The sequence below is a fragment of the Adhaeribacter aquaticus DSM 16391 genome (assembly GCF_000473365.1).
Taxonomy (GTDB): Bacteria; Bacteroidota; Bacteroidia; order Cytophagales; family Hymenobacteraceae; genus Adhaeribacter; species Adhaeribacter aquaticus.
The window spans coordinates 4,317,030-4,343,341 of record NZ_KI421517.1; the positions used below are offsets into that span (position 1 = coordinate 4,317,030).

21 protein-coding genes are annotated in these 26,312 nt (G+C 39.1%); 7 read left to right on the forward strand and 14 right to left on the reverse strand.

What is annotated here, in order from left to right:
- Positions 1 to 52: 52 nt before the first annotated feature.
- The 9 genes from ADHAQ_RS0121465 to ADHAQ_RS26650 all read right to left on the reverse strand — a co-directional run bounded on the left by ADHAQ_RS0121465 (position 53) and on the right by ADHAQ_RS26650 (position 10,254).
- The gene (locus tag ADHAQ_RS0121465) at positions 53 to 421 is read right to left on the reverse strand and encodes an MmcQ/YjbR family DNA-binding protein (RefSeq protein ID WP_026464683.1); all 369 of its coding nucleotides are present in this window, start codon (positions 419 to 421) and stop codon (positions 53 to 55) included.
- Positions 421 to 585, reverse strand: coding sequence for a DUF6728 family protein (locus ADHAQ_RS28430; protein ID WP_169728028.1), 165 nt, complete (start codon positions 583 to 585; stop codon positions 421 to 423). The genes ADHAQ_RS0121465 and ADHAQ_RS28430 overlap by 1 nt, the downstream gene beginning before the upstream one ends.
- 162 nt (positions 586 to 747) lie before the next feature.
- Complete coding sequence (locus tag ADHAQ_RS0121475; protein ID WP_034256988.1) at positions 748 to 1,704, reverse strand: sugar phosphate isomerase/epimerase family protein; 957 nt, start codon at positions 1,702 to 1,704, stop codon at positions 748 to 750.
- 82 nt (positions 1,705 to 1,786) lie between these two features.
- Positions 1,787 to 5,011, reverse strand: a complete 3,225-nt coding sequence (locus ADHAQ_RS26645) for a PQQ-dependent sugar dehydrogenase (protein WP_051360087.1) — start codon at positions 5,009 to 5,011, stop codon at positions 1,787 to 1,789.
- A gap of 234 nt (positions 5,012 to 5,245) precedes the next feature.
- Positions 5,246 to 6,601, reverse strand: a complete 1,356-nt coding sequence (locus ADHAQ_RS0121485; protein ID WP_026464685.1) for a 3-keto-disaccharide hydrolase — start codon at positions 6,599 to 6,601, stop codon at positions 5,246 to 5,248.
- 36 nt (positions 6,602 to 6,637) lie between these two features.
- Positions 6,638 to 7,999, reverse strand: a complete 1,362-nt coding sequence (locus ADHAQ_RS0121490) for a Gfo/Idh/MocA family protein (RefSeq protein WP_026464686.1) — start codon at positions 7,997 to 7,999, stop codon at positions 6,638 to 6,640.
- Positions 8,000 to 8,062: 63 nt separating this feature from the next.
- Positions 8,063 to 9,235: a mannonate dehydratase gene (uxuA, locus tag ADHAQ_RS0121495; protein ID WP_026464687.1), complete on the reverse strand. Its 1,173-nt coding sequence runs from the start codon at positions 9,233 to 9,235 to the stop codon at positions 8,063 to 8,065.
- Positions 9,236 to 9,435: 200 nt separating this feature from the next.
- On the reverse strand, positions 9,436 to 9,777 hold the full coding sequence (locus ADHAQ_RS0121500; protein ID WP_026464688.1) for a hypothetical protein: 342 nt from the start codon (positions 9,775 to 9,777) through the stop codon (positions 9,436 to 9,438).
- A gap of 132 nt (positions 9,778 to 9,909) precedes the next feature.
- A complete protein-coding gene (locus ADHAQ_RS26650; protein WP_034256989.1) occupies positions 9,910 to 10,254 on the reverse strand; it encodes a hypothetical protein in 345 nt (114 codons plus the stop codon).
- A gap of 297 nt (positions 10,255 to 10,551) precedes the next feature.
- Here ADHAQ_RS26650 and ADHAQ_RS0121510 point away from each other — a divergent pair, with 297 nt between their 5' ends.
- From ADHAQ_RS0121510 to ADHAQ_RS0121520, 3 genes are all read left to right on the forward strand, one after another.
- Positions 10,552 to 11,514: a YpdA family putative bacillithiol disulfide reductase gene (locus ADHAQ_RS0121510; protein WP_084523938.1), complete on the forward strand. Its 963-nt coding sequence runs from the start codon at positions 10,552 to 10,554 to the stop codon at positions 11,512 to 11,514.
- Between the two features lie 151 nt (positions 11,515 to 11,665).
- A complete protein-coding gene (locus tag ADHAQ_RS26655) occupies positions 11,666 to 12,994 on the forward strand; it encodes an NAD(P)/FAD-dependent oxidoreductase (protein WP_034256991.1) in 1,329 nt (442 codons plus the stop codon).
- A gap of 195 nt (positions 12,995 to 13,189) precedes the next feature.
- Complete coding sequence (locus ADHAQ_RS0121520) at positions 13,190 to 13,645, forward strand: hypothetical protein (protein ID WP_026464690.1); 456 nt, start codon at positions 13,190 to 13,192, stop codon at positions 13,643 to 13,645.
- Positions 13,646 to 13,866: 221 nt separating this feature from the next.
- Here ADHAQ_RS0121520 and ADHAQ_RS0121525 read toward each other — a convergent pair whose 3' ends face one another.
- Positions 13,867 to 15,270 (reverse strand): putative oxidoreductase C-terminal domain-containing protein, encoded by a 1,404-nt coding sequence (locus tag ADHAQ_RS0121525; protein WP_026464691.1) that lies wholly within the window; start codon positions 15,268 to 15,270, stop codon positions 13,867 to 13,869.
- Positions 15,271 to 15,538: 268 nt separating this feature from the next.
- On the opposite strand from ADHAQ_RS0121525, the gene ADHAQ_RS26660 reads away from it, so the two are divergent.
- The 3 genes from ADHAQ_RS26660 to ADHAQ_RS0121545 all read left to right on the forward strand — a co-directional run bounded on the left by ADHAQ_RS26660 (position 15,539) and on the right by ADHAQ_RS0121545 (position 17,705).
- Positions 15,539 to 16,561 (forward strand): sugar kinase, encoded by a 1,023-nt coding sequence (locus ADHAQ_RS26660; RefSeq protein WP_034256992.1) that lies wholly within the window; start codon positions 15,539 to 15,541, stop codon positions 16,559 to 16,561.
- A 17-nt stretch (positions 16,562 to 16,578) separates the two neighbouring features.
- Positions 16,579 to 17,235 carry a beta/alpha barrel domain-containing protein gene (locus tag ADHAQ_RS0121535; protein WP_026464692.1) on the forward strand — a complete coding sequence of 219 codons (657 nt, stop codon included), beginning with the start codon at positions 16,579 to 16,581 and terminating at the stop codon, positions 17,233 to 17,235.
- Positions 17,236 to 17,519: 284 nt separating this feature from the next.
- Positions 17,520 to 17,705: a hypothetical protein gene (locus ADHAQ_RS0121545; protein WP_026464693.1), complete on the forward strand. Its 186-nt coding sequence runs from the start codon at positions 17,520 to 17,522 to the stop codon at positions 17,703 to 17,705.
- Positions 17,706 to 17,789: 84 nt separating this feature from the next.
- Here the strand turns inward: ADHAQ_RS0121545 and ADHAQ_RS26665 are convergent, their stop codons facing one another.
- The 4 genes from ADHAQ_RS26665 to ADHAQ_RS0121570 all read right to left on the reverse strand — a co-directional run bounded on the left by ADHAQ_RS26665 (position 17,790) and on the right by ADHAQ_RS0121570 (position 25,766).
- Positions 17,790 to 20,558: a TonB-dependent receptor gene (locus tag ADHAQ_RS26665; protein ID WP_051360088.1), complete on the reverse strand. Its 2,769-nt coding sequence runs from the start codon at positions 20,556 to 20,558 to the stop codon at positions 17,790 to 17,792.
- 453 nt (positions 20,559 to 21,011) lie between these two features.
- A complete protein-coding gene (locus ADHAQ_RS0121555; protein ID WP_026464694.1) occupies positions 21,012 to 22,214 on the reverse strand; it encodes a hypothetical protein in 1,203 nt (400 codons plus the stop codon).
- 566 nt (positions 22,215 to 22,780) lie between these two features.
- Positions 22,781 to 25,117: a M1 family metallopeptidase gene (locus tag ADHAQ_RS0121565; protein ID WP_026464695.1), complete on the reverse strand. Its 2,337-nt coding sequence runs from the start codon at positions 25,115 to 25,117 to the stop codon at positions 22,781 to 22,783.
- A 64-nt stretch (positions 25,118 to 25,181) separates the two neighbouring features.
- Positions 25,182 to 25,766: a HupE/UreJ family protein gene (locus ADHAQ_RS0121570; protein ID WP_026464696.1), complete on the reverse strand. Its 585-nt coding sequence runs from the start codon at positions 25,764 to 25,766 to the stop codon at positions 25,182 to 25,184.
- 50 nt (positions 25,767 to 25,816) lie between these two features.
- Here ADHAQ_RS0121570 and ADHAQ_RS26670 point away from each other — a divergent pair, with 50 nt between their 5' ends.
- On the forward strand, positions 25,817 to 26,299 hold the full coding sequence (locus ADHAQ_RS26670; protein WP_034256994.1) for a DUF6702 family protein: 483 nt from the start codon (positions 25,817 to 25,819) through the stop codon (positions 26,297 to 26,299).
- Positions 26,300 to 26,312: the final 13 nt, after the last annotated feature.

A 26,312-nucleotide genomic window follows, 5' to 3' on the forward strand; every position in this document is an offset into this window, starting at 1 on the left:
CCCCGGTGAATTAGTTATTCACCGGGGTTTTATTTTATAAGTAAGTATACTTTTATTTAGGTATTTCATTTGGCCTTGCTAAGGCCAGCTTTTGAGCTTTGGTTAATTTTGCATACACCAAATAAAAAGATTGGTCAATCCATTGTTCAATCAACTTATCCGGAATAGTAGTACCCATGGTTATGGTATTCCAATGCTTTTTATCCATGTGGTAACCCGGTTTTACCTCTGGGTATTCCTCCCGCAACTGGATAGCCATTTCGGGGTCACATTTCAGGTTTATACTTTCAAAACTTTCAATATCAGTTAAAGCAAAGATTTTACCCCCTACCTTAAATACCAGTGTCTCCGGACCAAATGGTGTTTCTTCGGTTACACCCGGTTTAGCCAGACAATAATCCCGAAACTCCTCAATATTCATTACAACACGTGCCGGAACAAAATTATTATTAAAGCTACCAGGAACATCAGCATCGATAACTTATTAATAAAGTGCATGCTCTTCAGGTTAAAGTTGGTTTTCCGGTTCGGATCTTTTTTGCGGAAGAAGTAAGTAGCTACTTCTGTAAAATTAAATAATTTCATATAAATAAATAGCTTAAGGTCTGTTGCTTATAAGTAATATTACACATTAAATTAACAATTATGCGGCAATAAAGATTTAATTTCCCGGTAAAAAAAAGAAGTAGTGGCTTAATTGCTAAACTTAGCGCCTAAACCACTACTTATAAAAAGTTAAGCGAGTTTTTATATAGATAAACTAGCTAAATAATCATAGTTCATTTTCATGCTTTCCAAAGACGGACGCGTAAAGCTTTCCTGCTCTACAAACAAATGCTCGGTCCCGTTGTCTTTAGCCGCTCTTAATATTGATTTATAATCAATAGAACCTGTTCCAATTTCGGTGTTCTTCGATTTATCCTGCTTATCCATGTCTTTCACGTGCACCAGCGGGAAGCGGTTTTTGTACTTGTTCAGGTAAGCAATTGGGTCGTTGCCCGTTTCGGCTAACCAGTAAATATCCATTTCATAATTCACTAATTTCGGATCAGTTTTCTGGAGTAAAGCATCATATAGCACCTGCCCGCCTACTTTTTCAAATTCAAAGCTGTGGTTGTGGTAAGCGAATTTCATTCCGGCTTTATTAATAATTTCTCCGGATTTATTAAATAAATCAGCTACAGCATTTAAGTCTTTGCGCAGGCTTTCATCTAACCAGGAGCAAGTTAAATACTTCTGACCGGTTTCAGCAGCTTTGTCTACTAACTCCTGAAAGTTAGATAACATGGTGCCCTGACGCCAGTCGGCAGCTTTGGCCGTTTTAGAACCTGAACCAAAGTGGCTGCTTACTAACTCCAGCCCCAGATCGTTCAGCATCTTTTTAAATTCTTTTGGCTCCTGGCCAAAGTAATGACCTTTTTGTCCCGGGTAGGCTTCAATTTCTTTGTACCCATAATTAGCTAATTGCTTTAAAGTACCTGGCAGGTCTTGTTCAATTACATCTTTAACGGAATATAACTGAATACCAATGGCGCCTAAATTTCCGGTTGCAGAAGCCGTACTGGTTGAATCTGCAGCAACACCGGTGCCGGTTTCTGTACCAGCAGCTTGCTCTTGTTTCTGACCTGAATTACAAGCAGGTAAAATTAAGCTTCCTAAAGCCAACGCGGTTGCGCTTTTTAAAAAGTTACGTCTGTTTGACATGTTTTACGGTGGATTAAGATTGTTTTAGGTTATAAAAAAAGAGGAAGCAAATAACTTTGCTTCCTCCGTAAAATTCAGAATACTACTCCTTAGGAACAGCCTGCTGGCCATTATCAAAGTAAACCCAATCCAAGTTCAAGAAATTAGATTTGGTTTCGTTGTTCCGGAAAACAAAATATAAATTATGTGGTCCGCCCGGATTGGAAACATTGGTTTGGAAGCTTAACATATTATCGGATTTAGCTAAAGGTACTTCCGCCGTTGTTAACACCTTACCCGTTGGGCTATCCAACCGGATTTCAATCGTAGTACCAGCCTGACGGCTATTACCGAAGAATACAATTTTAGAAATACCGGTTAGGTCAACATTCTTCAGACCAATATAAGAGCCATTCTGCACATCGGTAATATAGCTAATAGTAGAACCATCAATGTGGCGGCGGCCAATATTTTTGCTTTCTTCAAAATCTTCGGCCTGCACTTTTGGGTTACGTAATACCATGATTTCAGTAGAAGTAAGCGAACCTACCACCGGCGTACCTTTATCGGCATAGCTAGCTCTTACTATGTAAGCTCCTGCCGTTTTCGCCCCTACATGGTCAGCTGTTGTAACTGTACCTTGTAATGGTAAACCCATATTTTTCTTGTTGCTTAAAGATAAAATATATTTCACCATTTCGGTAGCTTCTTCGGTGCTATGTTGCGGGTGCGCAGCCATCATGTTTTTACCCCAGTTACCATTTCCTCCTTTTATAATCTTAACGGCTAATACATCAGCCGCATCCCGTTGTTCCCGGTACCGTTCGGCAATTTCCAGGTAGCTAGGCCCAATATTACGGGTGTCCACCGCGTGGCATGATTTACAATCGCTGTTTGCCACTAAGGTTTTACCTCGTAAAAATTTCAACCCGCCGGTCATTTGGGCATTAGAAGCCAATAAAGCTAAATCACGACCTTCGCGCAGGTAATCAAAAGAAACAAACACATTACTTTGGTCAATACCTTTTTGTAAGGTACCATCTTCTTTATCTGTTATATTAACTTTGTAGTTAATTTTCTGATTATCGAAGTAGAAAGTCCGGTTAGCGTTGCCTAAATCTACGGTTACTTTTGGCGGCTCATTTCCTACTTTAATTTCAATTTCGGCCGTAGTGCTTTTACCTTCACTGTCCGTTACTTTTACCGACGGCCGGTAGATACCCGGCTGTGTAAACGTAAGGGTAGTTTTAGCATCCGCACTGGTGGTTCCTTTAGATCCATTAGCAAATGTGTAGGTTAACTTATCTTTCTTATCGTAATCATAAGATTTTTCAGCGGATAAATTAACCGTTAATGGAGCTGCACCTACTGTTTTATCGGCCGTTAAAACAGCAATTGGCTGACGATTACCTTCTACATAAGTAATTTTTACGAGACGGGAATCAGCATTGTGTTCAAAGTAATTGGCGCCGTATTGTAACACATACAATGAACCATCCGGACCAAATTTCATATCGATAGGCTTATACCATTGTTGTTCTGGCAAGAAAGGTTCGATCCGGGTTAAATTCTGATTTTGGTCAAATGATAAAACTTTTACCCAACTACGGGCCCACTCATAAATGAATAGCTTCCCATCAAAGTACTTAGGAAAACGGGTAGCAGCCGGATAATCTTCGGCTAAATACATAGGACCACCCATGGCACTACGCGATCCTTTTCCTAAGGAAGGGAATTCTTTAGATTCACCGTACGGGTACCAGATCATTGGCTTTTGAGCCGGTGGCAATACTTTTAAGCCTGTATTATACGGAGAATCGTTTTCTGGTCTTTCCGGATTAAATCTTGGTCCGATTTTATTTGTAGCAAAATCAAAATCAGCGTAAGCAAAATTGTTTCCTACAAAATAAGGCCAGCCATAATTACCCGCTTTACGCGCCTGATTCCACTCGTCAAAGCTTTCCGGGCCACGTTCCGTAGTTACACCGCCGTCTGGTCCTACATCCCCCCAATACACATATCCATTACGTTTGTCTACGGTAAAGCGAAAAGCATTACGGGTACCCATAATATAAATTTCCGGCCGGGTATTAGGTGTTCCTTTCGCAAATAAATTTCCTTCCGGAATGGTATAAGTGCCGTCTGGCTCCGGGTGAATTCGTAAAATTTTACCTCTTAAATCGTTCGTATTGCCCGATGATTTCTGCGCATCAAATGGTCCACGGCCTGGTCTTTCGTCAATCGGCGAAAAACCGTCTGATTCTTTTGAGCTGGTATTATCACCGGTTGAAATATATAAATCTCCGTTTGGCCCAAATGTTAAGTGTCCACCGGAGTGGCAGCAGGTTTCCCGTTGGGTTGGAATTTCCAGAATGATTTTTTCGGATTTCATATCCAGGTTATCACCAATCATGGTAAACCGCGAAACGTTTTGCTTAGCAACCTTACCGGCAGGTGAGTAATTGATATAAATCCAATGGTTTTGTTCGTAATTTGGATCTAAGGCTACCCCCAGCATACCATCTTCGTAATTTCCGGTAATGCTTACATCAAAACGGGCAATTACTTTAGATTTCTTCTGAGCCGGATCATATAATTTTACATCACCCCGGCGCTCCAGATACAGTACCCGACCGTCTTTAAAGATTACCATCTCCATCGGTTCGTACATGTACGTTTCCAGTACTTCTGTAATAAACCGGTTAGATTCCGGCACCCGCTCAGATTTGGCTTTGCTAAAATTCAGGTTTCCATCGCCCATTGTAAATTTAAGGGCTTTGTCCAGCATTTTATCCAGCGCTTTAGGTGCAAAATTAGCATCTAATTGCGCAAAGAAAGCCCGGCCGCCATCGTATTTAGCCTGCCATGGCGTTTTAGCTACTTTTAAACGAGAATCGTTTAAGGTTTTGTACCATGGCCAGTTACGCACGGTATCTGTGGCTGCATTTAAAACCATAAAACCGCCACCGGCCTGCACATAACGTTCCAATTCTACCTGGTTCCTGAATTCTAAAGCCTCAGGGGGTGTTTGCAGGAAAATAATGGCTTTGTACTGTTTCAGGGAATCTTCGGAAATGTTGGCGGAACTGCCAGTTGTATCTACCAGAATATTGCGCTTGTTTCCTAATTGCCGGATAACATTTAAATGAGCCAGTTTTGTATTTTCCATGCCGCCTGGCCGGGTAAATACCAGTATCTTCTGCTCATTGCTCCTGAAGGAAAATAAACCGGCTGTAACCAGCAGACAGAGTGCTGCCAGGATACCAGCCTTAAAGACCAACGGTATTTTTTTAAAGGTTTGAATGTTTACTTTAATTGGTTTTTCCATTAATAAAGTTTAATTATTTAGAAATAGTGGAGATAAAAATAACCAAAATTTTACCCTATAAACCATATTGGTAAATTAAGATTATATTTTGATAAAAACGTGAAAGAATACCGTTTCTTATTGCAGCAGTTGCAAGAAAGGCATCAAAAAATGATACAAAGCAAAGAAGAAAAAATTCTGGTAAAATTAATTCTAAGGAAGAATACAATAAAAAGGTAAAATGTAAGCGATCTTTTACTTTAATTCTTTGATCTTTAAATTCTGGAAAGAAACATTATCGCCGTGATCCTGCAGCAATATTTTCCCTTTTGCAGCCATACCAAAATTTGGAAAGTCTTTATACTTACTTTTGGAGACTAACTCCTTATACTCCGGAGAACCTCTGGTGTACTCAACTACCACATAACCATTAAGAAGGTGCTGCACTTTTCCGTTAGGATAAACCCGAACCATGCCTCTGTTCCAATCCCCGATTTTCCGCAGTGACTGACCAGGCTTTACGGCCGGAATTAAATCGTATAAAGAACCAAGCGTACGGTTGCCATTGCTGCCCATTTTGGCATCCGGATGACGGGCATCATCCAGAATTTGGTATTCTAACCCTACTACACTACCTTTGTTGTTGGTTACAAAATATTTTAAACCACTGTTTGCCCCTTCGGTTAGTTTAAAATCAAATTGTAATTCAAAGGCGCTATATTCTTTCGTAGTTACAATATCACCTCCAGTACGGTGACCTTTACCAGTAGCTTTAGGAATGCTTATAATACCATCTTCTATTTCCCAACCTTTTTCTGGAAATTTTTTATGTTTAGCACTTTGCCACCCTGTAGAAGTTTTTCCATCCCAAAGCATGGTATAACCATTAACTTTTTCTGCTTCCGAGAGTTGGTTCGGCAAAGTATTTACCACGAAAATATCAGTGGCAGGAGCTGGTCTTAAATTTTGGGTTTGAATACGGATATTACGCCATTGGATTTGCCGCCCCGCTTCTTCGGGCTTGCCAATGGAATGGACCTGCAGGGCAATAATCCCACGACTGGTTTCCGCATCAATTAAATGAGCTGTAGGTATGCCGTTTACCCAGGTACGGATAGTATTGCCAATGCATTCAATGCGATAAACATTCCAGTCATTAACCTTAAAGGCTTTTTTACCCGCTTCATTATATTCCAGAGTGTATAACCAGCCACGTCTGGCTTCATCGTAAATGCCACCACTCCAGGCACGGGCCGAAGGATCTATTTCTACCTGGTAACCATGTACACGCCCGTTCAGGTATTCCGGCTTAGAAAGGCTCCTGATCTGAATACCTGAATTCATCTGAGGATGAACTTTTAATTCCAGTTCCAGGATAAAATCCCCGTATTCTTTTTCAGTAGCTAAAAAGGAGTTGGGTTCATTGGCTACCGTAGTAACTATTATGGCATTATCCTTTACCTCGTACTTCGCTTTTCCATTAAGTTGTTTCCAGCCCCGTAAATCTGTACCATTAAATAAGTTTTCCCATTGCCCGGTATTATTTCGTTGAGCAGGTGCTGGAAAACAAATCAAACCAAGAACAACAAATAACAGAACGCTAATTCTCATATAGATATACCAACTTATTTAAGGTAAAAGGTAAACTTAAAATTTAAAGACTCTACCGTTCACCATTACTTCCTGAGTCTTTTCATCAAAAGTAGATTTATAACCTGTTTGTGCGGCGGCAGTGGTCATGATATTAGCAATTGAATGGTAGTACCCAGCTTCAACGGGCGCATTTGGTTGCCTGCGGGTCCGTATGCATTCCATCCAGTTGCGCATGTGGTTCGAGGTTAAATTATCAGCTCCGGTATTGGCCGAGGCAACTGCTCTTAACGATTTATCAGCTAAACTCATCTTCGGTAATAAATTAGCCTCCATATTCATGGCACTAGCAAACTCCTTGCGCAAACCACCTTTAGGCGAAATGGTATTGGTAATCAAATTCATTTCTCCGCCGTTAGAAAAGTAAATTTCAGCCGGGTTCTCATCTCCGTTGTGCATGCGCGAACTAAACGTTACCTGGAAACCTTTACTTAAATCTTCATTAGGGCCATAATCAAATACAGCGGTCATGGTATCCCAGTTGCGGCGGCCATCTTTCCACTGATAAATTCCTCCGTTGGCAACTACACTCCGTGGATGCGTTATGCCTGAAAACCAATGGACCGTATCAATCTGGTGCGCCATCCATTGCCCCGGCATTCCGGAAGAATAAGGCCAGAACAACCGGTACTCTAAATAAATTCTAGGATTCCAGGCTTCGAATGGGCGGTTCATTAAAAAACGTTTCCAGTCAGTATCTTCCTCTCTTATTTTTTCTACTAATTTGGGTCTGCGCCACCGGCCAGGTTGATTGACATTCCAGGTAAGTTCCACCATGGTGATATCGCCAAATTTGCCGCTCTGAACAAACCCCGCACCTGCCTGGTAATTGGCCCCACTCCGCCGCTGCGAACCAATTTGCACGATCCGATCAGTAGCCTTAATGGCTTTTAAAGCCGCCCGGTTATCTTCCATGGTTTCGGCAAAAGGCTTTTCTACGTAAGCATCACAGCCCGCCTGCACCGCTTCAATGGCGTGTAGGGCATGCTGAAAATCGGCAGTACTAATAATTACCGCATCTACTTCTTTGGCATTATAAAGCTCCTCGTTATTTCGGAAACCTTTAATATCGTGGCCTAATTTCTTTTTCAGGTTCTCCTGCCCTTCTTCCCGCCGAACTTTCCAGATATCCGAAACAGCAACAATATCAAAGTTTAAATCTTTGTTTTTATAATGGTTTAAGAAAGATGGCAACAAGGAGCTCCGGAAACGATCAGAATACCCAACTACCCCAACCCGAACCCTATCATTAGCACCTAAAATACGTCCATAACTTTTAGCGCTAAAACCTAATGCACCCAAATAAATACCGGTACCCGCAATAGTTGTTTTTTTTATAAACTCTCTTCTTGAAGACATATTCTTTCTTAAACTAAACTTAAAGATAAACCTGTTTTAAAGCCTGATGATCAGCATAATATATTAATTATCTTTCATAGAACGCGCTATTCCTAATTCCAAACCTCTTAGTTCGGCCAACCCACGTAAACGGCCAATACCTGAGTATCCCGGATTGGTTTTTTTAGCTAAATCATCCAGCATCTGATGACCATGATCCGGTCGCATCGGGATTCGTATCTGCCTTTTTGCCATTACCAGAATCAATTCTTTCATAACCGCATACATATCTACATCGCCTTCTAAATGGTTGGCTTCGTAGAAATTGCCTTCGGCATCCCGCTGGGTACTGCGCAAATGAATAAAATTAATTCTTTTACCAAATTGGCGAACTATCTCCGGCAGATCATTATCAGCCCTTACGCCAAAAGAACCGGTGCAAAAGCATAGGCCATTATTTAAAGAAGGTACGGCATCAATCAGCGCCTGTACGTCGGCGGCTGTACTTACCACCCGGGGTAAACCTAATATTGCGTAAGGCGGATCATCCGGATGAATAACCATTTGCACACCCACCTCATCGGCAACCGGAATAATTTGCTGAAGGAAATATATCAGGTTCTGACGTAGTTTAGTTGCATCAATACCTGCATAAGTATCTAAAGCCGCCTGAAACTGCTCCAGCGTAAAACTTTCTTCGCTACCCGGTAGGCCGGCAATTACGTTGCGCTGCAATTGCAGCTTTTCGGCCTCACTCATTTCCCGAAAACGTTTTTCCGCTCTTTCTAAGTCTTGTATTGAATAATCCTTTTCGGCTCCTTCCCGCTTCAGCATTAATACATCAAAGGCTACAAAGGCTGCTTTTTCAAACCGTAAAGCCTTAGAGCCATCTGGCATTTCATAACTTAAATCGGTTCGGGTCCAATCTAAAACGGGCATAAAATTGTAAGTAACAATTTTGATTCCGCAGGCCGCTAAATTCCGGATCGATTCTTTATAATTCTCTATATATTCCTGGAAATTACCAGACTGGGTTTTAATGCCTTCATGCACCGGCACACTTTCTACCACACTCCAAACTAAACCAGCATTTTCAATATTTTTTTTTCTTTTATTGATTTCTTCTACTGTCCAGACCTGCCCGTTTGGAATATGATGTAAAGCCGAAACAATACCTGTAGCTCCAGCCTGTTTTACATCAGATAAAGAAACCGGATCGTTTGGCCCAAACCACCGCCAGCTTTGTAATAATGTCATATTTTTTGTACTGTTTTTTTTGCAAGGCAGAAAAGTATTAAATAAATAACTGATTTCAGAATTTTGGCACCATAATCTTCCTTAAAATTTCAAAATTATAGGTCTCAACCGGTAGGCTGAAGAACCTTATAGGTATACTTACAAAAAGAGCCTGCTTTATTAAAGCAGGCTCTTTTTGTTAAAAACGTAAAATTGAATTCTTAATTAGCCCGGGTTAAGGCACCCGGATAATCCTGCCCCTGGTAATTTACCAGTACTTCCATTTTATCACCATCAATTTTACCTTTCATAGGAATAGGCTCACCGTCGCGGCCAGCATTAAAAGAAAATTCGTTTCCTTTTACTTTACCATCCGATATTGGATTTTCACCCATTTCGGTTGTAATGGTACCGGTTAATTTTTCACCGGCAACCTTTAAATTTAGGGTTATACCGAAACCATCGCCTACCGAACCGGTCCATTTCCCGTCTAAGCTGGCGGCCCAACAATATGTAATTACAATAAATAAGAAGGCTGTTGCTAATAAACTTTTTCTAATCATGGTTGTGGATTTTGGATTAATGGTCAATTGTTCAATGAGGTAATATAGTAAAACTTAAATAATCTTAGAAAACAAAACAGCTTACTTTCATCTAAAGCAAGCTGTTTTTCATTTATCAAAGCAAATTTCCTATTATGGCACGCGAGTTAGCGTGGCACTCATATCATTACCCTGAAAATTAACAGTTAAGTCAATTTTATCGCCGTTTAGCTTTCCTTTATAAACAATAGTATTTTCGTTAAAGGTGCGGTTAAAAGTAAACTCATTGCCCGTAACTTTACCATCCGTTATAGGATTTTCACCTCTTGGAGAGGTAATGGTTCCGGTTAGTTTGTTTCCCTGTACTTTCAAGTCGAGGGTGATTTCAAACTGACCGTCCCCAAAAGCGCCCTTCCATTTGCCATCTAAGGCTGCGGCAAAGCAATAAGACAATAGGGTACAAACTAACAAGGCTGAAAATAAAACTTTCTTTATCATAGGGTTAAAATTTGTGGTGGTAAATAATTAAACAAGTAAAACAACTGTAACAATTATAGGAAAAACAGAATATTAACGATTATAAATTATATAATTGGACTTATAAAGTCGACGGTTGGGTAAATCTGGTAGATGAGCTTTGGCTGAAGCCAGTATAAATAATTAACCTGCAGGTAGTAAAAACGGTCCGGGCGCCGTATAATTCCGTTTTGACACTTATCGGTTTTACATGTTTGATAAATTTAAAATTTACCCTACTGGAAAACAGCCTTAAGAATTTAATTTAATTAATCTATTTTGGAAAATACGCTTGATGTATTAATTGTAGGAGCTGGCCCCATTGGCTTGGCTTGTGGTATAGAAGCCCAAACAGCCGGCTTAAGTTACGTAATAGTAGAAAAAGGTTGTTTGGTAAATTCACTATATAATTACCCCCTCAACATGACATTCTTTTCAACGGCCGACAAGCTGGAGATTGGAGAAATACCTTTTACCTGTATCCATTCTAAACCCAATCGCTCCGAGGCCCTGGAGTATTATCGCCGGGTAACGGATTATAAACAACTTCAGGTAAAACTTTTTGAGGAAGTATGGCATGTTAAGCCTGCCGGAGGGCATTACCAGATTACTACCAGTAAAGCTGAATATGCGGCAAAGCAATTAGTTATAGCGGTGGGTTTTTACGATATCCCAAATCTTTTAAAAATTAAGGGAGAAGAGTTACCGAAGGTAAAGCATTATTATTTTGATCCGCATTATTATTACAAGCAAAAAGTATTGGTAGTGGGTGCCAATAACTCTTCTGCTGATGTAGCCCTGGAAACCTGGCGAAAAGGTGCCGAGGTAACTATGGTTATTAGAGAAGCAGAATTGGGCAGAATAAAATACTGGACCAAACCTGATTTAGAAAACCGCATAAATGAAGGCTCCATTAAAGCCCATTTTATATCCCGTTTAGTAGAAATTCGGGAGACAGAAGTTGACATTTTAACCCCGGACGGCCTCCTGACCATAGAAAATGATTATGTGATGGCCATGACCGGATATCAGCCAAATTTTAGTTTACTGGAAAAAATTGGCATTCAGCTTTCCGATGATGACAAAAAATACCCTTTTTACGACCCAGAAACGATGGAAACAAACCTGCCTAACGTTTACCTGGCTGGTGTTATTTGTGGCGGAATGGATACCCATGTCTGGTTTATAGAAAACTCCAGAGAACATGCTGCCAAAATTTTCCGCCACATCATGGCTTCCTAAACCTGGTAGTTTGGGCTTTCTGGCAGGTTTTATTTCATTGTAACTACTTTACCTACCTTTTATATACTACCTGTTTGCTACATTCCTATTAATTTATCCGTAAACAACGGTTTTAGAAGGCAAATCTAAAATTATAAATAAATCTTTTTATATGGTTCATGCTAAAATACCTGAAACAGAATATCCTAGAGTAGTTATAATTGGTGGTGGTTTCGCTGGTTTAGAATTAGCAAAATCATTAGAAAATGCTCCGGTACAGGTTGTTTTAATTGATAAAAAGAATTTCCATACCTTTCAGCCTTTACTTTACCAGGTAGGTACCGCCGGACTGGAAACTGATTCCATAATATATCCTTTCCGGAAAGTATTTGAAGAACAAAAAAATCTGTATTTCCGGTTGGCCGAAGTGCAGCAGATAAAAACAGAAACCCAGATCGTGGAAACGACTATTGGTTTGCTGCACTACAACTACTTAGTTATAGCCACCGGTGCAAAAACTAATTACTACGGAGATGAACAATTAGAAAAAGTAGCTATTCCATTAAAAAGCATTGAAGACGCTATTGAGTTACGAAATACTGTTCTAAGCAATTTTGAAAAAGCCCTGCAAATAGATGATGACGAACAGTTAAACAGCCTCATGGATTATGTCATTGTGGGTGGAGGGCCAACGGGTGTAGAACTAGCTGGTGCTTTAAGCGAATTACGCAGCCATATTTTTCCTAAAGATTACAAAGAACTGGATTTTAAACAAATGGATATCCACCTCATTCAAAGTGGTGACCATTTATTAAAGGGCATGTCTGAAGAAGCCTCTAAAAAAGCCCTGGACTACTTACAAAAATTTGGCGTTCAAGTTTGGCTCGATCGGAAGGTAAAATCTTATGATGGGTACACCGTTACTTTGGATAATGGAGAAAAATTAATTTCCCGCACCCTTATTTGGGCAGCCGGTGTAATTGGTTCCCCCATTGAAGGCATCCGGAAAGAAAGTATTTTGCGTGGCAACAGGTTGCAGGTAGATACTCACAATAAAGTGGCTGGCTATAATAATATATTTGCCATTGGTGATATTGCCGCCATGATAACCGATACCTATCCCCAAGGACATCCTATGATGGCCCAGCCTGCCATTCAACAAGGTAAGCAGTTAGCTAAAAACTTGGTTAACTTAATCCAAAATAAACCGCTGCAATCTTTTGAATATGATGATAAAGGCTCAATGGCTACCATTGGCCGGAATCATGCAGTTGCCGATTTAAAAATATTTAGCTCTGAATTCCGTACCCAAGGCTTTATTGCCTGGATTATCTGGATGTTCATCCACCTTATTTCAGTTATAGGATTCCGGAACCGATTCCTGGTTTTAGTCAACTGGGTTTGGAGTTATTTAAGTTATGATAAAAGCAACCGGTTGATAGTAGGTAAACAATTAGAAAATCTACCTGTAGAGGCCGTTATACAAAAAACGGAAGTTTAATATAAGTATGGAAACACTTGATGCTGATAAATTTAGGATAAACTTCTTTTACATAACAAAAGCAAATTTAAGCTTGTATGGTATAAAGGAATTAAACAACTAATTGAATTTGAATTACACGATATTTAGCTCCGTTTTCAAAACCCTCTTGGCCTAAATAAAGTAATAAAATTTATTTGGAGACGTTTTAGGCAAATGGGAACAGTTAGTGCAGTTGGGATTAATTCAGACTTAGGATTTAATAAGCTCATACACATCAATACCAATAATTCAATTATTAATGTTGATCTTGATTTATCCTTATTATCGATAAAATGGCATCCGTTTACGGAATCTCCGGACGTTAAAGCATCTTTTATACTGGCTGCTAAAATGGCAAAAGCTTTCTATATCAGAAGAATACTGCACGATACTACCAACCTTTCTTATTTAAGCATTGATATCCATAACTGGTTGCTGCGGGAAATTGTACCACAGTTTTTATCCGCGAATGTTAAAAAATTTGCCCGAATTGTATCGGAAGAACCAATGGCCTTTTTGGTTTCAAGTAAGTATTTTGAGCGAATAAAAGCTAATTTTGCCGCACAAACTGATTGTAAATGTGAATTATTTACGGACTATAGCACCGCCATGTATTGGTTAAATATTTAACTTATTCTAATAATTCTTAATTGCTGGTGCTAAACTATTTTAGCCCCGGGTAAAACCATACAAAAAATTCTACAGTTGTTTCCCAATATACAGATATGATAAAGTTGCTACTTCTGCTGCCTGTTTTAACCGGGCAGCAGAAGTAGCAGTAGCTTTTGAATTGGCGACTTATTTTCGCCAATTGCACCTGAACCTATTAGAAACAGCAATATAGAACTGCTTTATTTAGCTTTTTCTAAAGCGGTAGTAGTGGTAAAATATTTGGCTATCATGTTTGGTACCTCCCAGGCTGGTAATTTACCTGCTTTCAAAAACTCCAGGTATTTTTCGGTTACCTGGCCAAAATGAGCCTCATGACCTACTTTGTACTGTTCTGGTATTATAACCTCCCACCCTTTGGCATTTTTCTGCAGGTTTACACCCGGAAATTTTTGTGCTAATTGGTTTAAGTTATTTTGTACTAAAGTTTCGTAACCAGCCTCTGTATTGCCAGCTGTTTTTTCAATATATAAAGTTGGTTTATACTGTTGCTCTTTCCCTTGCCGGATAATCAAATTAGCTTTGGTACCCCGCATAATAGAAAAATGCGTATCACCGGCACCTTCCGGAGCTTCAAAGTTCCACAATACCGATACTTTGGCGTGCGTACCCCGGATAGTATAATGCATTTCGCCGTTGGAATTAGCTTCTAAAACATTGTTTTTAATATCTTTAGTTAAATAGCTCGGAAAGGCATCTTGTTTAGTTACCTGTTTAAATTGGTCGATGGTAATTTTGGTTGGCCATTGCCGGGCAGAAATCATATTTATTTCTTTATTATAATCAATTACCTGTTCCGGAAAACACTCCCATTGAATTAAATCTACTAAATGAGTGGTTACATCTACCAGTCCACTTCCGGCCTGGCTAACATCAAAAAACCAGGAAGGCCTTACTAAAGGAGCCCCGGATACAATTTTATAATAATGATGAACACTTTCTTTCGTAATAGCCGGATTCTCAAAAGTACCTTTCTCTAACTGCCCAAAAACCTCCGGTAGCCGGGATAGTTCTTTTTGCAGGATATTGGTAATTTCATAGCGCTCGGTCATAATATCGTATAACAGCACCTTGTTCTTTTCTGCTTCAGCAAAAGCTTCTCTTAAAAGATTAAAGTCTTTTTGGCTAATAGCCATTGGTTTATCCGCCAGAACATGCAATCCGGCCTCCACAGATTTTTTGATATATGCCGTTTTCTTTTGGTTATTTCCCGCCAGCACTACTACATTACCTGCTTTTTCCTGCAGCATTTTTTCCAGGTAATCAGGTCCGGTATAAACTTTTTCTTCCCAGGCAGTAGGGTTCTCCGGACGGATATTGTATTTTTCAATCAGGTTTAAATGACCTTTAACATCCGGACCTACCGGGGCATACACGTGCACCATCGGGCTAACCCCCCCGGGCATTGATTTCTGTACTAAGGCTGCATGGAAATGACCCGGATCCAGGGTAATTAACTTTATATTGTCCTGAACAGTATCCTTGGTTTCAGCCGAATTTTCCATAGAACTATTTTTGTTGGTGCACCCCTGGGTTAGTACTAATGCCAGAGATAAACTTATTAAAGGGTGGATACATTTGCGCATAGAAAAATTTGATCAGATAAACTTATAGCTTCAATAATAAGGAATGGATGATAAAAATCCATAAAATTATTTCTTTACCAGCCTTATATTATAAATGCTAATCCTTTTGGTTTTGAAATTATTTCCTACTCCGGTTAAAATATTAAGGAACCAGTAAGTTCTTCGCAGTAATATCCTTGGAAATAGTTTGTATCCAAAGGAGTTCTCTTTAATTTTAGGCAATTTTAATAATCAGTTTATTAACCCACTTAGTCTTACAATTAAAAATATGGAAAAAGGGAAAGTACTGGCTTTCGGAGAATTATTATGGCGTTTAGCTTCAGTAAGTAAAACATTTGGACCAGCAGAACATTTACAGGTTTTTCCGGGTGGTGCCGAAGCCAATGCTGTTTCTAACCTGGGCCTTTGGCAGATTCCTATTTCCTATTTAACTGTGGTTCCGGATAATGAACTTTCGGCTAAGGCACTTGGTGAACTGGAAAATGCCGGAGTAGACACCAGTGTTACCATTAAGCAAGGCGACCGGATGGGTTTATACTTTCTTTTATCAGCTAATGGCTTAACCACCGGGCAGGTAGTATACGACCGTAAATACTCAGCTTTTAGTCAACTAACACCCGGCATGATTGATTGGGAAACCATTCTGGATGATTATAGCTGGTTCCACTGGAGTGCCCTTACTCCTGCCCTGAGCGAAAATTTAGCGGGTGTTTGTAAAGAAGCTTTAGAGGTTGCGCACCGGAAAGGCCTGACTATTTCGGTAGATTTAAATTACCGGAACCGCCTATGGGATTATGGTAAAACGCCGCTGGAAATAATGCCGGAACTAGTACAATACTGCGATATTATCATGGGCAATATCTGGGCCTCCAATAAAATGTTGGGCACTCCCATAGATGAATCACTGGATCGCAATACCGGCGTGGAGCGATATCTGGAATATGCAGAATTAACTTCTAAAGCTATTATTGAGAAGCATCCACAGTGCAAGCATGTCGCCTTCACGTACCGGTTTATGGATAATCCCGGCCATAACTTATTTTATGGTACGTATTATGATGGCAGCAAACAATACAACTCGGCGGTTTATGAAACCAATGAATTAATAGACCGGATTGGTAGCGGAGATGCTTTTATGGCCGGATTGATTTACAGCTTATACAATGGCTTAGCAGGTCAGGAAGTAATAGATTTTACCACCTCAGCAGCCTTCCAGAAGCTATTTGTTCATGGCGATTTTGGTAAAAGTACCTTAGAGCAGGTAAAAGAAAATATTTTAGCGGTTAAATAAATTATATACATATAAAAATGGCAGTAGATAAAAACCAGGTTTTAGCCAAAATAAAAGAAACCCCAGTAATTCCGGTATATTATAATGCTGATCCGGAAGTTTGTAAGCAAGTGGTAGCTGCTTGTTACGCCGGTGGCTTTCGGGTTTTTGAGTTTGTAAACCGTGGCGCTCAGGCGTTGGCTAACTTTAAAATATTAAAAGAAGTTGCCGGCCAGAAGTACCCGGATATGAAATTAGGAATTGGTACTATCAAGGACGCTGAAAGTGCTGAAGCCTTTATTCAATTGGGTGCCGATTTTGTGGTTAGCCCGATAATGGAAGCCTCGGTAGCTGAAGCGGTACATAAGCATGCTATCTTATGGATACCGGGTTGTATGACCCCAACCGAAATAAACCAGGCCGAAAAAGCAGGTGCTTCTTTAGTAAAATTATTTCCTGGCGATACCTTAGGCTCTGGCTTCTTAAAAGCTATTAAAGCTTTATTCCCGAACATGTTATTTATGCCAACTGGTGGTGTTTCACCTACCCAGGAAAGCATTGGCGAATGGTTTAGTGCCGGCGTAACGGCCGTTGGTTTAGGTTCAAAATTATTCGAAAAACCAACTAACGCCACTGAAGGCTACGAATGGTTAAGCACCCGTTGTGCCGAAGTTTTGGACATGGCTAAAAAATAAATTAATAAGCTGATTGTATTTCTTAAAAAGGAAGGTTTTACTTTAAATCCTTCCTTTTTTATTTTTCTTCTCTAGCATTATCACGCTTTAATTATCCCGGTTATAGATTCCACAAATAATTAAAAGAACAAATAAAATAATAATCCCTACCATACTAGCCCCCACTTTCCCTCCGTTATTAACTAAATTCATACCAACTTTTGATATTGGCAATTCAGGGAGGAGGCTTTTATGCAATGGACGGAACTAAATATTTTATTTATTTATTTTAAGCTTGTATAGATATGAATATTATGCAGGTTTTAGCAAATCCTTTATTTCTTACCATCATTAGTGGTTCCGGAGTTGTATGTACGGTGGCCTTGCTCTGGGAAATTTCTGTAATGAAGCGCCGGTTAGATATAGAAATGGGTTTGCGGAAAAAAACATCCCGTAAAAAATGGGAGCGGATAAAGGACCTTATATCTTAGTTTTAAAATACCCAGGCTCTCAAAATGAAATTCTGCTACCTTTTCGGAGTAACAGAATTTCATTATCAGGGAATTAAAACTTGATTAGTTTCTTCCAGGACCTGATTGGTCCGGAGCATTACCTTTAAAATCTTTTTCACTGGCTCCGGTACTAAAGTGGCGCAGGTTATAAGTAAAGGACACCATAAAATACCGCTGCAAGACATTAGACTGCACATCTTCCACATAAATATCAGTTACATTTCTTCTTATGCTGATATTTTGCTTTAGCAAATCATAAACACTTAAGCTGAACTCTCCACGTTGGTTGGCAAAAACCTTTTTACCAATGCTCATGTTCCAGATCATATAACTGTTGTTAAACCCGGCCGAAAGCCCCCGGTTAAACTGATGGACTAAGTCAGTCCTGTATACAAGGCCTTTCCATATTATCCAGTTATAACGAAACCGTGTGTTTTGGTTAAAGAAGTTATTGGTTGTATTGCGTAAAGAGCTTTGTACAATATTATAGCCAGATTGAGTAGATAAGTGGAAATCTACGTTTTCGCTGATATTGCTACTTAAAGAAACTCCTAATCTGAAATTACTAGAGTTAGTAAAATTAAATTGTTCGTTTATTAAACTAGGCAGTTGCGTATGGTTTATAGAACCATTAAAACCTATTTTTGAGCTGATAAAGTTTACGGGTTGCCCATAATTAAAGAATGACCGGAAAGTAAAATAACCATCCAGATTTACGGGTCGCGTTAATTGAGAACCCGTTTCCAAAACGTTGCTGGAAGTTAATTGTATTGGTTGCTGGGCCGTCAGGGTACTGTTTCCAATATAGTTAGGCACAAATGAAGCCTCCATCATGGCAAAGAAAGTGTGGTTATTGTTTGGATTCTGGGCACGATACCTGGTTCTAAACATATTCTGAACCGATTGATTTAAATTAGGATTACCGGTTCTTACAAATAATGGGTTGGTATAATCAATTACATTTTGTAACTGATTTATAGCAGGAGCATTGGTCCAGGTACGGTATTCGAATTCTACATTTTTGGTTTTGCTAAAACGGTAGTCAAACCGGGCAGAAGGTAAAATGGTATTAAAAACCCGATCCAGCCGGTACTCCCCCGGGAAAAGCTGATCATTCTGTAGCTTTGCTTTTTGGTACTCACCTGCTACTTCAAACCTTACTTTTTCAGTTCGGTATTGATAACTCAAGTCTGTTTCTTCAGTTAAATACAAGCTTTTAAACGTATTGCTCAGGCCAATATTGGGTATGGAATATTCTCCTGTTTGTTCGGAATAATCATATAAGCGCCGGTCCGAATCATCAAAACGGTTTCCTCGTTCATGCTCTATTTCAATCCGGCCATTTTTCCCGATTGGCTCGGTATAGGAAACTTCGGTACGCCAGGAGTGCCCGTTCCGGTTAAAATTTGTAAACTGGTTTAAGCGGTTACTTTTTTCTGGTGTTCTGAAGTAAATATTATCGGCTAGGCGGAAAATATCATTATTGTTATTACTGAAACCGGTATTAAACCGGATAGTAACGCTACGGCCAACCCGGTTAAACCGGTGGCTATACAAAATACTATTATTAAAATTAAAGCTTTGGTTATTGGCGTTAGAAGTATTTTCAGTCTGATTCAGCGGGCTATTCATATTCTCCGTCCGGCCCAGGAAGTAAGAAAAATTATCAGAGCTTTGGATATTTAAATTAGGTCGGATTAATATCCGGTTCCGGTCGTTGATCTTGTAATCAATCCGCATATTAGCACGATGATTAGCACTGGTATTGGTGTTCCGGCTACTTTCATCATAAAACCGGCCCGAATCCCCCGGACTTACAAAGTTCCGGTGCCTTTCCTGAATGCCCTGGTTTTGCCGGTTTGTAAAAAAATAACTACCACTGGCTTCAATCTTTTTAGCCCAAACATCAGAATAGTTAAGGCCTATTGAATTGGTAGTGATAATGCCGTTTTGAGGCGTATTATTGCCCTGATTATTTTGGTCTGCACTAAAATTTAAAGTGTTTATATTATTACGTAATCCTGTTATGGTAATTCGGCGATCTTCGTTAAATATATTTACACTAGCCCCGGTTAAATAACGGTCGTTGGTTCCATAGCCACCGGTAAATTTACCGAACTGACCTTTTTTACGGTTGGGCTTGGTTACTATGTTTATTGTTTTAAGTTTTTCATTATCATCAAAACCACTCATTTCGGCCTTGTCACTTTTTTTATCAAAAATTTGGATATTGGCAATTACCTCGGCTGGTAAATTCTGTAAGGCCGTTGCTACATCATCACCAAAGTACGGTTTTCCATCTATTAGTATCTGCTGAATTTCTTCGCCCTGCGCTTGCATCTTACCATCTTCTAACGTTACGCCCGGCAGCTTCTGAATAAGCTCCTGCGCACTCGCATCCTTGGCTGTTTTAAAGGCGGCGGCATTAAACTGGGCGGTATCGTTTTTTAACTCGCCGGTAGGTGCCCTACCAATTATTTGTACTTCCTGCAGCGTTTGACTTTCTTCCTGGATTAATAAAACACCTACATTAACGGAAGCAGCTTGCACCTGAACGGTTTTGGTTAAAGGTTGGTAACCAATATAATTTACCTTAACGATGTATTGGCCCGGAGCAACTCTATCTAATTTAAAAACCCCTTCGGCATCCGTCATTACGCCATTTGTAGGCTTTTCATCGGTTACTTTTTGTAACGAAACAACGGCTCCTGGTATGGCGGATTTATCTGCGGCATTTTTTACCTGTCCCTGAATGGAAAAAGATTGTCCATACGAACCCTGGGAGGTTAATAGAAAGACCAAAAACAGAAATAAAGCATAAATCTTTTGCATTGCCTGCCAATAGTTTGTTTTATATCTTGTAATCTACATCCTAAATCTGTTTCAAATTTGTAGTCGACAATTTTACCAGGTTAATTCCTTAACTTTTATTTGTTTACGTAACCCTGCTGCTAAAAACAAAAAGCTCCGGAATTTCTTCCGGAGCTTCAGGCTAAAACCAGTAGTGAGTATGAATAAAGTCCCTTTACATTAACTTATTTTTTATTAGCAGGTCCCGGTACGATTCAAATTATAGCTAAGTTCAACTGGATAGGGAAAGCATGAAATAGGAGGAACATACTTGGTTCTATAAAATTAAGTAACAAGGCGGAACGTTTGAATTCAGCTAACTCTTAAGTGAAATCCATTAAAGCTCTGGCTGCTTAGTTTAAATTTAAGGAAAAACAGAAATGAAATATGACCTACATTCATCACCTATGCACTTCAACATATATGATAAATATTTTAGCTTATAGATAAAGCTGGTTTGTTATCTAAGATTTTCCAAAGTGGATATATAATATCTCTTAAATCATTATATTGATTTTGCTCATCTAAATGCTCATTTAAAATGTCATGCAGCTTTAGCGAAGTAGGTTCGGTAATATTAAACATCTGCGAAAGTCTATCACAGAGCCCTACTTTTTTTGTTGTTTTAACAGGAAAAACATAGTTATAGGAAAGATCAACACTGCAACCTTCAGGATATACTACTTTTGTGGACGGGTACTTTATACCATCAATCTTACTTTCATTCAGCACATTCTGTAATAGAAGTTGGGGAATTATGTATTCTGGCTTGAAGTTCCCTTCAGGTTTTTTTACTAAGCAAGTACAAGCAATTATAAGAGGGAAAGAACTTATATAATTACAAATATATTCGGCACAATAGGCGGCAACTATATCGTTCCCTTTGTTTAAAAAATTATAGTTTGGTCTTAATACTGAAAATACTGCATCTTCAACTCTTTGAATATTTAATACATTTAAAGGGATATTATTTTCTAACCGTGAAAAGGATAAATTATCAAAGCCTGGAGTATTTAATTCCATATTACAAATTACTGGATCACTCCCTAAATATAATGCAGGTACTCCTGGAATGCTGTATCTGTTTGTAGAAACAAGATGTCTGTTTTCAAAATTGTGATGAAACAATTCAAGCCTTTCAAATGGTTTCTCCCCATTTGGCCTGGCTCTATAGAAGTTTTGCTTTGCAGGTATTGAGTTAATTATATATAATTCTTGATTCATACCTATCTGCTTGATAAAAACCTCTTTCAATATCACCTCTAAAGTTTTTGAGGCTTCATTTACTCTGCCCAGGTAGTATAAATTTACTATGGCTTTTAAGGCTTCTGGTAATTTCAGAATATCTTTACCAATTTGCACATCCCATGATTCTAGAACCTTAGAAACAGGATTTCTGGAGGAAATGGGCATTCTGCTTATAAAAGGCTTTAAAGTTGATTCAAAGAAAAGGCAAAAATTATCCAACCTTGATGAAAGAAAATCAGGGAAGTAATAATTACTTGAACCATCTTTAACCTGAATTGAGAATTCATTTAAATGATCATTGATTAAATTTACCAACCCCCCGAGAAAATTGTTTTGGTTTAAACTAATTCTATAAGCATCATGTGCTTGATGGTATTTTGAATAATTCATAGCAAACTCTGAGAGTTTAAAATATAATAATGTGAGTAAAGCAAGGGATGTTAATTTATCCTTAGTTTAACTATTCAGAAATAGGAAATCCACCTCTCAGGCTAGCTTTTGATCCAGCTTAATTTATTTTTCAGCAATACCCTCTAGTGTTAACCCTTGTTCCCGGTAGAGCCGCACCATAGCCGAGGCCCGTTTATTGTTTTCATTGTCCAAGGCTTTCTCCCGTAGAACCTGGACACCAGCGGCCCGGGCTTCATTGGTCAGGTTCTCAGGTCTCCCAAGTTTGGCACCCTGCGCAATTTTAACCTGTAGTGCTGCCTTATTTCCCGATCATGCTAGGTTAGTACAGCAAAATCCTAGACATTACAGTCTTTTATTTTGTTTTGCTGAATTAGCAATCTAAAGTTGGCTAAAAATCATCCCTCATTAAAAGAAATCAATTTTTTATTGCAACGTACTGTTGTGAAAAAAATTACCAGATGTTAACCTGCTATAATAAAACTGGCAAGGCATAAAAAAAGGTAAGCTTTTGGCCTACCTTTTTAAAATTAATTTCTTTATTGTTTTTATTTAGTTTGTCTGCTATCCCGCATCGGATTTGAACCGGTAGATGAACCACGTGCGGCTCCTTCTCTTTGCTTAAATAACTCAAAACGTGATGGTGCAAAAATACGCGGCCAGGAATTATTACCTTCGTCTATGTCACCGGTTTCTAAAAAAGGATCTAATTTAATGCCAGTTACCTCTTTGGTTTTAGCAAATACTTTAGTCACCTTATTCTCATTTTTGCGCCAGATATAAGCCGGTACTTTTTCAGTCTCCTTTGTCCCGTCAGCAAACGTCCATTCTAATATAATAGGCATCACCAGACCTCCTATGTTAGTGAAATCTATTTCATAAAAGAAGTTTTTAGCATCGTACAACGTTTTTTCCTGAGGTGTTAAAGAGTTGTAGTATCTTCTAAAGCTTTCCCGCGAAGCTTCCGTTATGGCAAAAGGATTCCATTTGTTATAAAAATCCTTTAAGCTGGTATCCTGGTCTACAGCAAAATTAATTCCAGCAGCTTTATTTCGTTCGCGGCTAATAATGTAATCATCCCGCTCCAGTTCCTTCTTGGCCTGGGCGTTTTCTATTTCCGGATTTTTAGTATCCATGCGATAATACCTTACGTCGGAAATAGCAATATCTACCGGATCAATGCTATAGAACCACCCGCGCCAGAACCAATCCAAATCAACTGCGGAGGCATCTTCCATCGTCCGGAAGAAATCAGCAGGCGTTGGGTGTTTAAATGCCCAACGTTGGGCATATTCTTTAAATGCGTAATCAAACAGCTCCCGCCCCATTACGGTTTCGCGCAAAATATTTAGGGCAGTAGCAGGCTTAGCATAAGCATTTGGTCCGAAATTTATGATGTTCTCGGAATTGGTCATGATAGGCTCCAACTGGTTTTTAGGAAGCTTCATGTAATCCACTATTTTATGGGCAGGCCCACGCTTTGATGGATAATTGTTATCCCATTCCTGCTCTGTCAGGTATTGTAAAAATGTATTTAACCCCTCATCCATCCAAGACCATTGCCGCTCATCCGAATTCACAATCATAGGAAAGAAATTGTGCCCTACTTCGTGGATGATAACGCCAAGCATTCCGTATTTTATGGTTTCAGAATAAGTACCATCTTTATCTGCCCGACCGTAGTTAAAGCAAATCATGGGATACTCCATACCATTGGCGGCCTCTACTGAAATGGCTACCGGGTAAGGATAGGCAATGGTATGTTTAGAATAGGTTTTTAAGGTATGGGCAACCACTTTAGTAGAATACCGGCGGTACAATGGATAGGCTTCCGGTCCGTAATAAGACATAGCCATTACTTTTTTACCTTCTACATTAGTTCCCATGGCATCCCATACCAAGCGCCGGGAAGAAACAAAGGCAAAATCCCGAACATTATTGGCTACATAAGTCCAGGTTTTCTTTTTAGCTGCTTTTGCTTTCATGGCTTGTTTAGCCTCTTCCAGCGTAACAATCTCTATAGGTTCTTTAGCTGTTTGGGCTTTATTCCAGCGGCTTAACTGCGTACCTGATAAAACCTGATTGTAATTTTGGCACTCGCCTGTGGCTCCAATAATATGATCGGCTGGGGCTGTAATGTTCACTTTAAAATTACCGAAAGTTAATGCAAACTCGCCACGACCGGTAAATTGCTTATTTTGCCAACCCTGGAAATCGGAATAAACTGCTAAGCGGGGATACCATTGGGTAATGGTATACAAATAATTTTTATCCTCCGCGAAATACTCATAACCACCCCGTCCACCAATGGTCATGCGGTCAGAAATATTATAGTACCAGTCAATTTTAAACCGGAAACGTTGGCCAGGCATTAATTTTGCCGGCAACTCTATCCGCATCATGGTCTGATTTACGGTGTATTTCAGGTTCTTATTATTAGCATCGGTAACTTTTTTAAGTTTTACCCCTAAGTCCTGCCCGTGCCCCATGATGGAAGTCAGGTCTCTTACCGTCATACGCTCCTTCATCCGACTTTCATCAAACTTCTGGTTGTCGCTTTTCGGGTCATGTTCATTTTCATCCAGCTGCATCCAGATGTAGGTCAGCGGATCAGGCGAATTATTATAATAAGTAACTGTTTCGGAACCTGTAATGCGTTGTTTTTCGTCATCCAGATCCACATTTATATCATAATCAGCCCGTTGTTGCCAATATTTTGGTCCAGGTGCTCCGGAGGCTGAACGATAAACATTAGGGTCCTGAATAATAGTACCTAACTGTTCAAATTTATTACCATGATTAGAATCCGGGTTATTAGCCTGCTGCCCCAAAGCCGCTGTACTAATGCCTAATCCCAATACAAAAGAAAGGAGGCTGTATTTCATAAATTTAGATTTTTGTACTCAATCATTTCTTGAAAAGGCTATTATACAATAGCTAAAATAAAAATTATAATAATTCCCGTAGGCGCTCAATTGCCATGTAAAGTGAAACAACCAAAATAAGAGAGGATAAAAGTATGTTCCAATTCCGCTGTGAAACTTTCAGGCGATTTACAACCAGGTAAGAAAATAGCAGCACAAATATAACAATTAAAATTTGTCCAACTTCCAGGCCTACATTAAAGGCCAGTAATTCTAAAAGAATGTTGGCGTTTCTACCTAATAAACTTTTCAAATAAAAAGAAAATCCTAAGCCATGAATTAACCCAAACAATAACGTTAACCCATAGTTTCTAACTTTAATACTAGCAACCTTATTTACTGAAATTAAATTACTTATGGCGGTAAACATAATGGTAACCGGAATCAGAAATTCAATCCAGCCAACGGATACCTGAATTTTTTCAAAAACACTTAGGATTAAAGTTATAGAATGCCCAATAGTAAAAGCCGTTACTAATACCAGTATTTTTTGCCAATCCGAAAACAAGTAAATGCCACATAAAACCGACACAAATAAAATATGGTCATATCCCTGTAAATCCAGAATATGTTCTAACCCTAAACCAAAATATAAAGAAAAGTCATTCATGAATTCCTTTTCTTAAATTTGTGTTAGCAAATAGTTCTCTATCTTTCGGCATGTATTATTTATATATTTGTTTCATTCATTTTATTAGTTTACTGCATCCCTTTTATGTCAGTGTTACGGATGTAAAACACAATTCAAAATCAAAAAACCTGGAAATTTCCTGCCGCATTTTTACGGATGATTTAGAAGCCGCTCTGGTAAAAAAATACCAAACAAAATTAAATATTTTAAAACCAGGCAGTAATGAACAAGCAGATAAGTTCATACTTGATTACTTACAAAAACATTTACAGGTAAAGGTTGAAGGAAAAATTGTTCCATTAACTTATTTAGGCTTTGAAATTGAAGGCGAAGCAGCCTGGTGTTATCTGGAAGCCCCCAATATTGCTCAGGTTAAAAACATTGAAATAAAAAACGATATACTTTTCGAGGAACATGCAGGACAAACTAATATGGTGCACGTAACCATTAAAAATATCCGCAAAAGTACGAAATTAGATAATCCTGAAAACACTTTTTCACTTTCCTTTTAATACGTACTTCCTA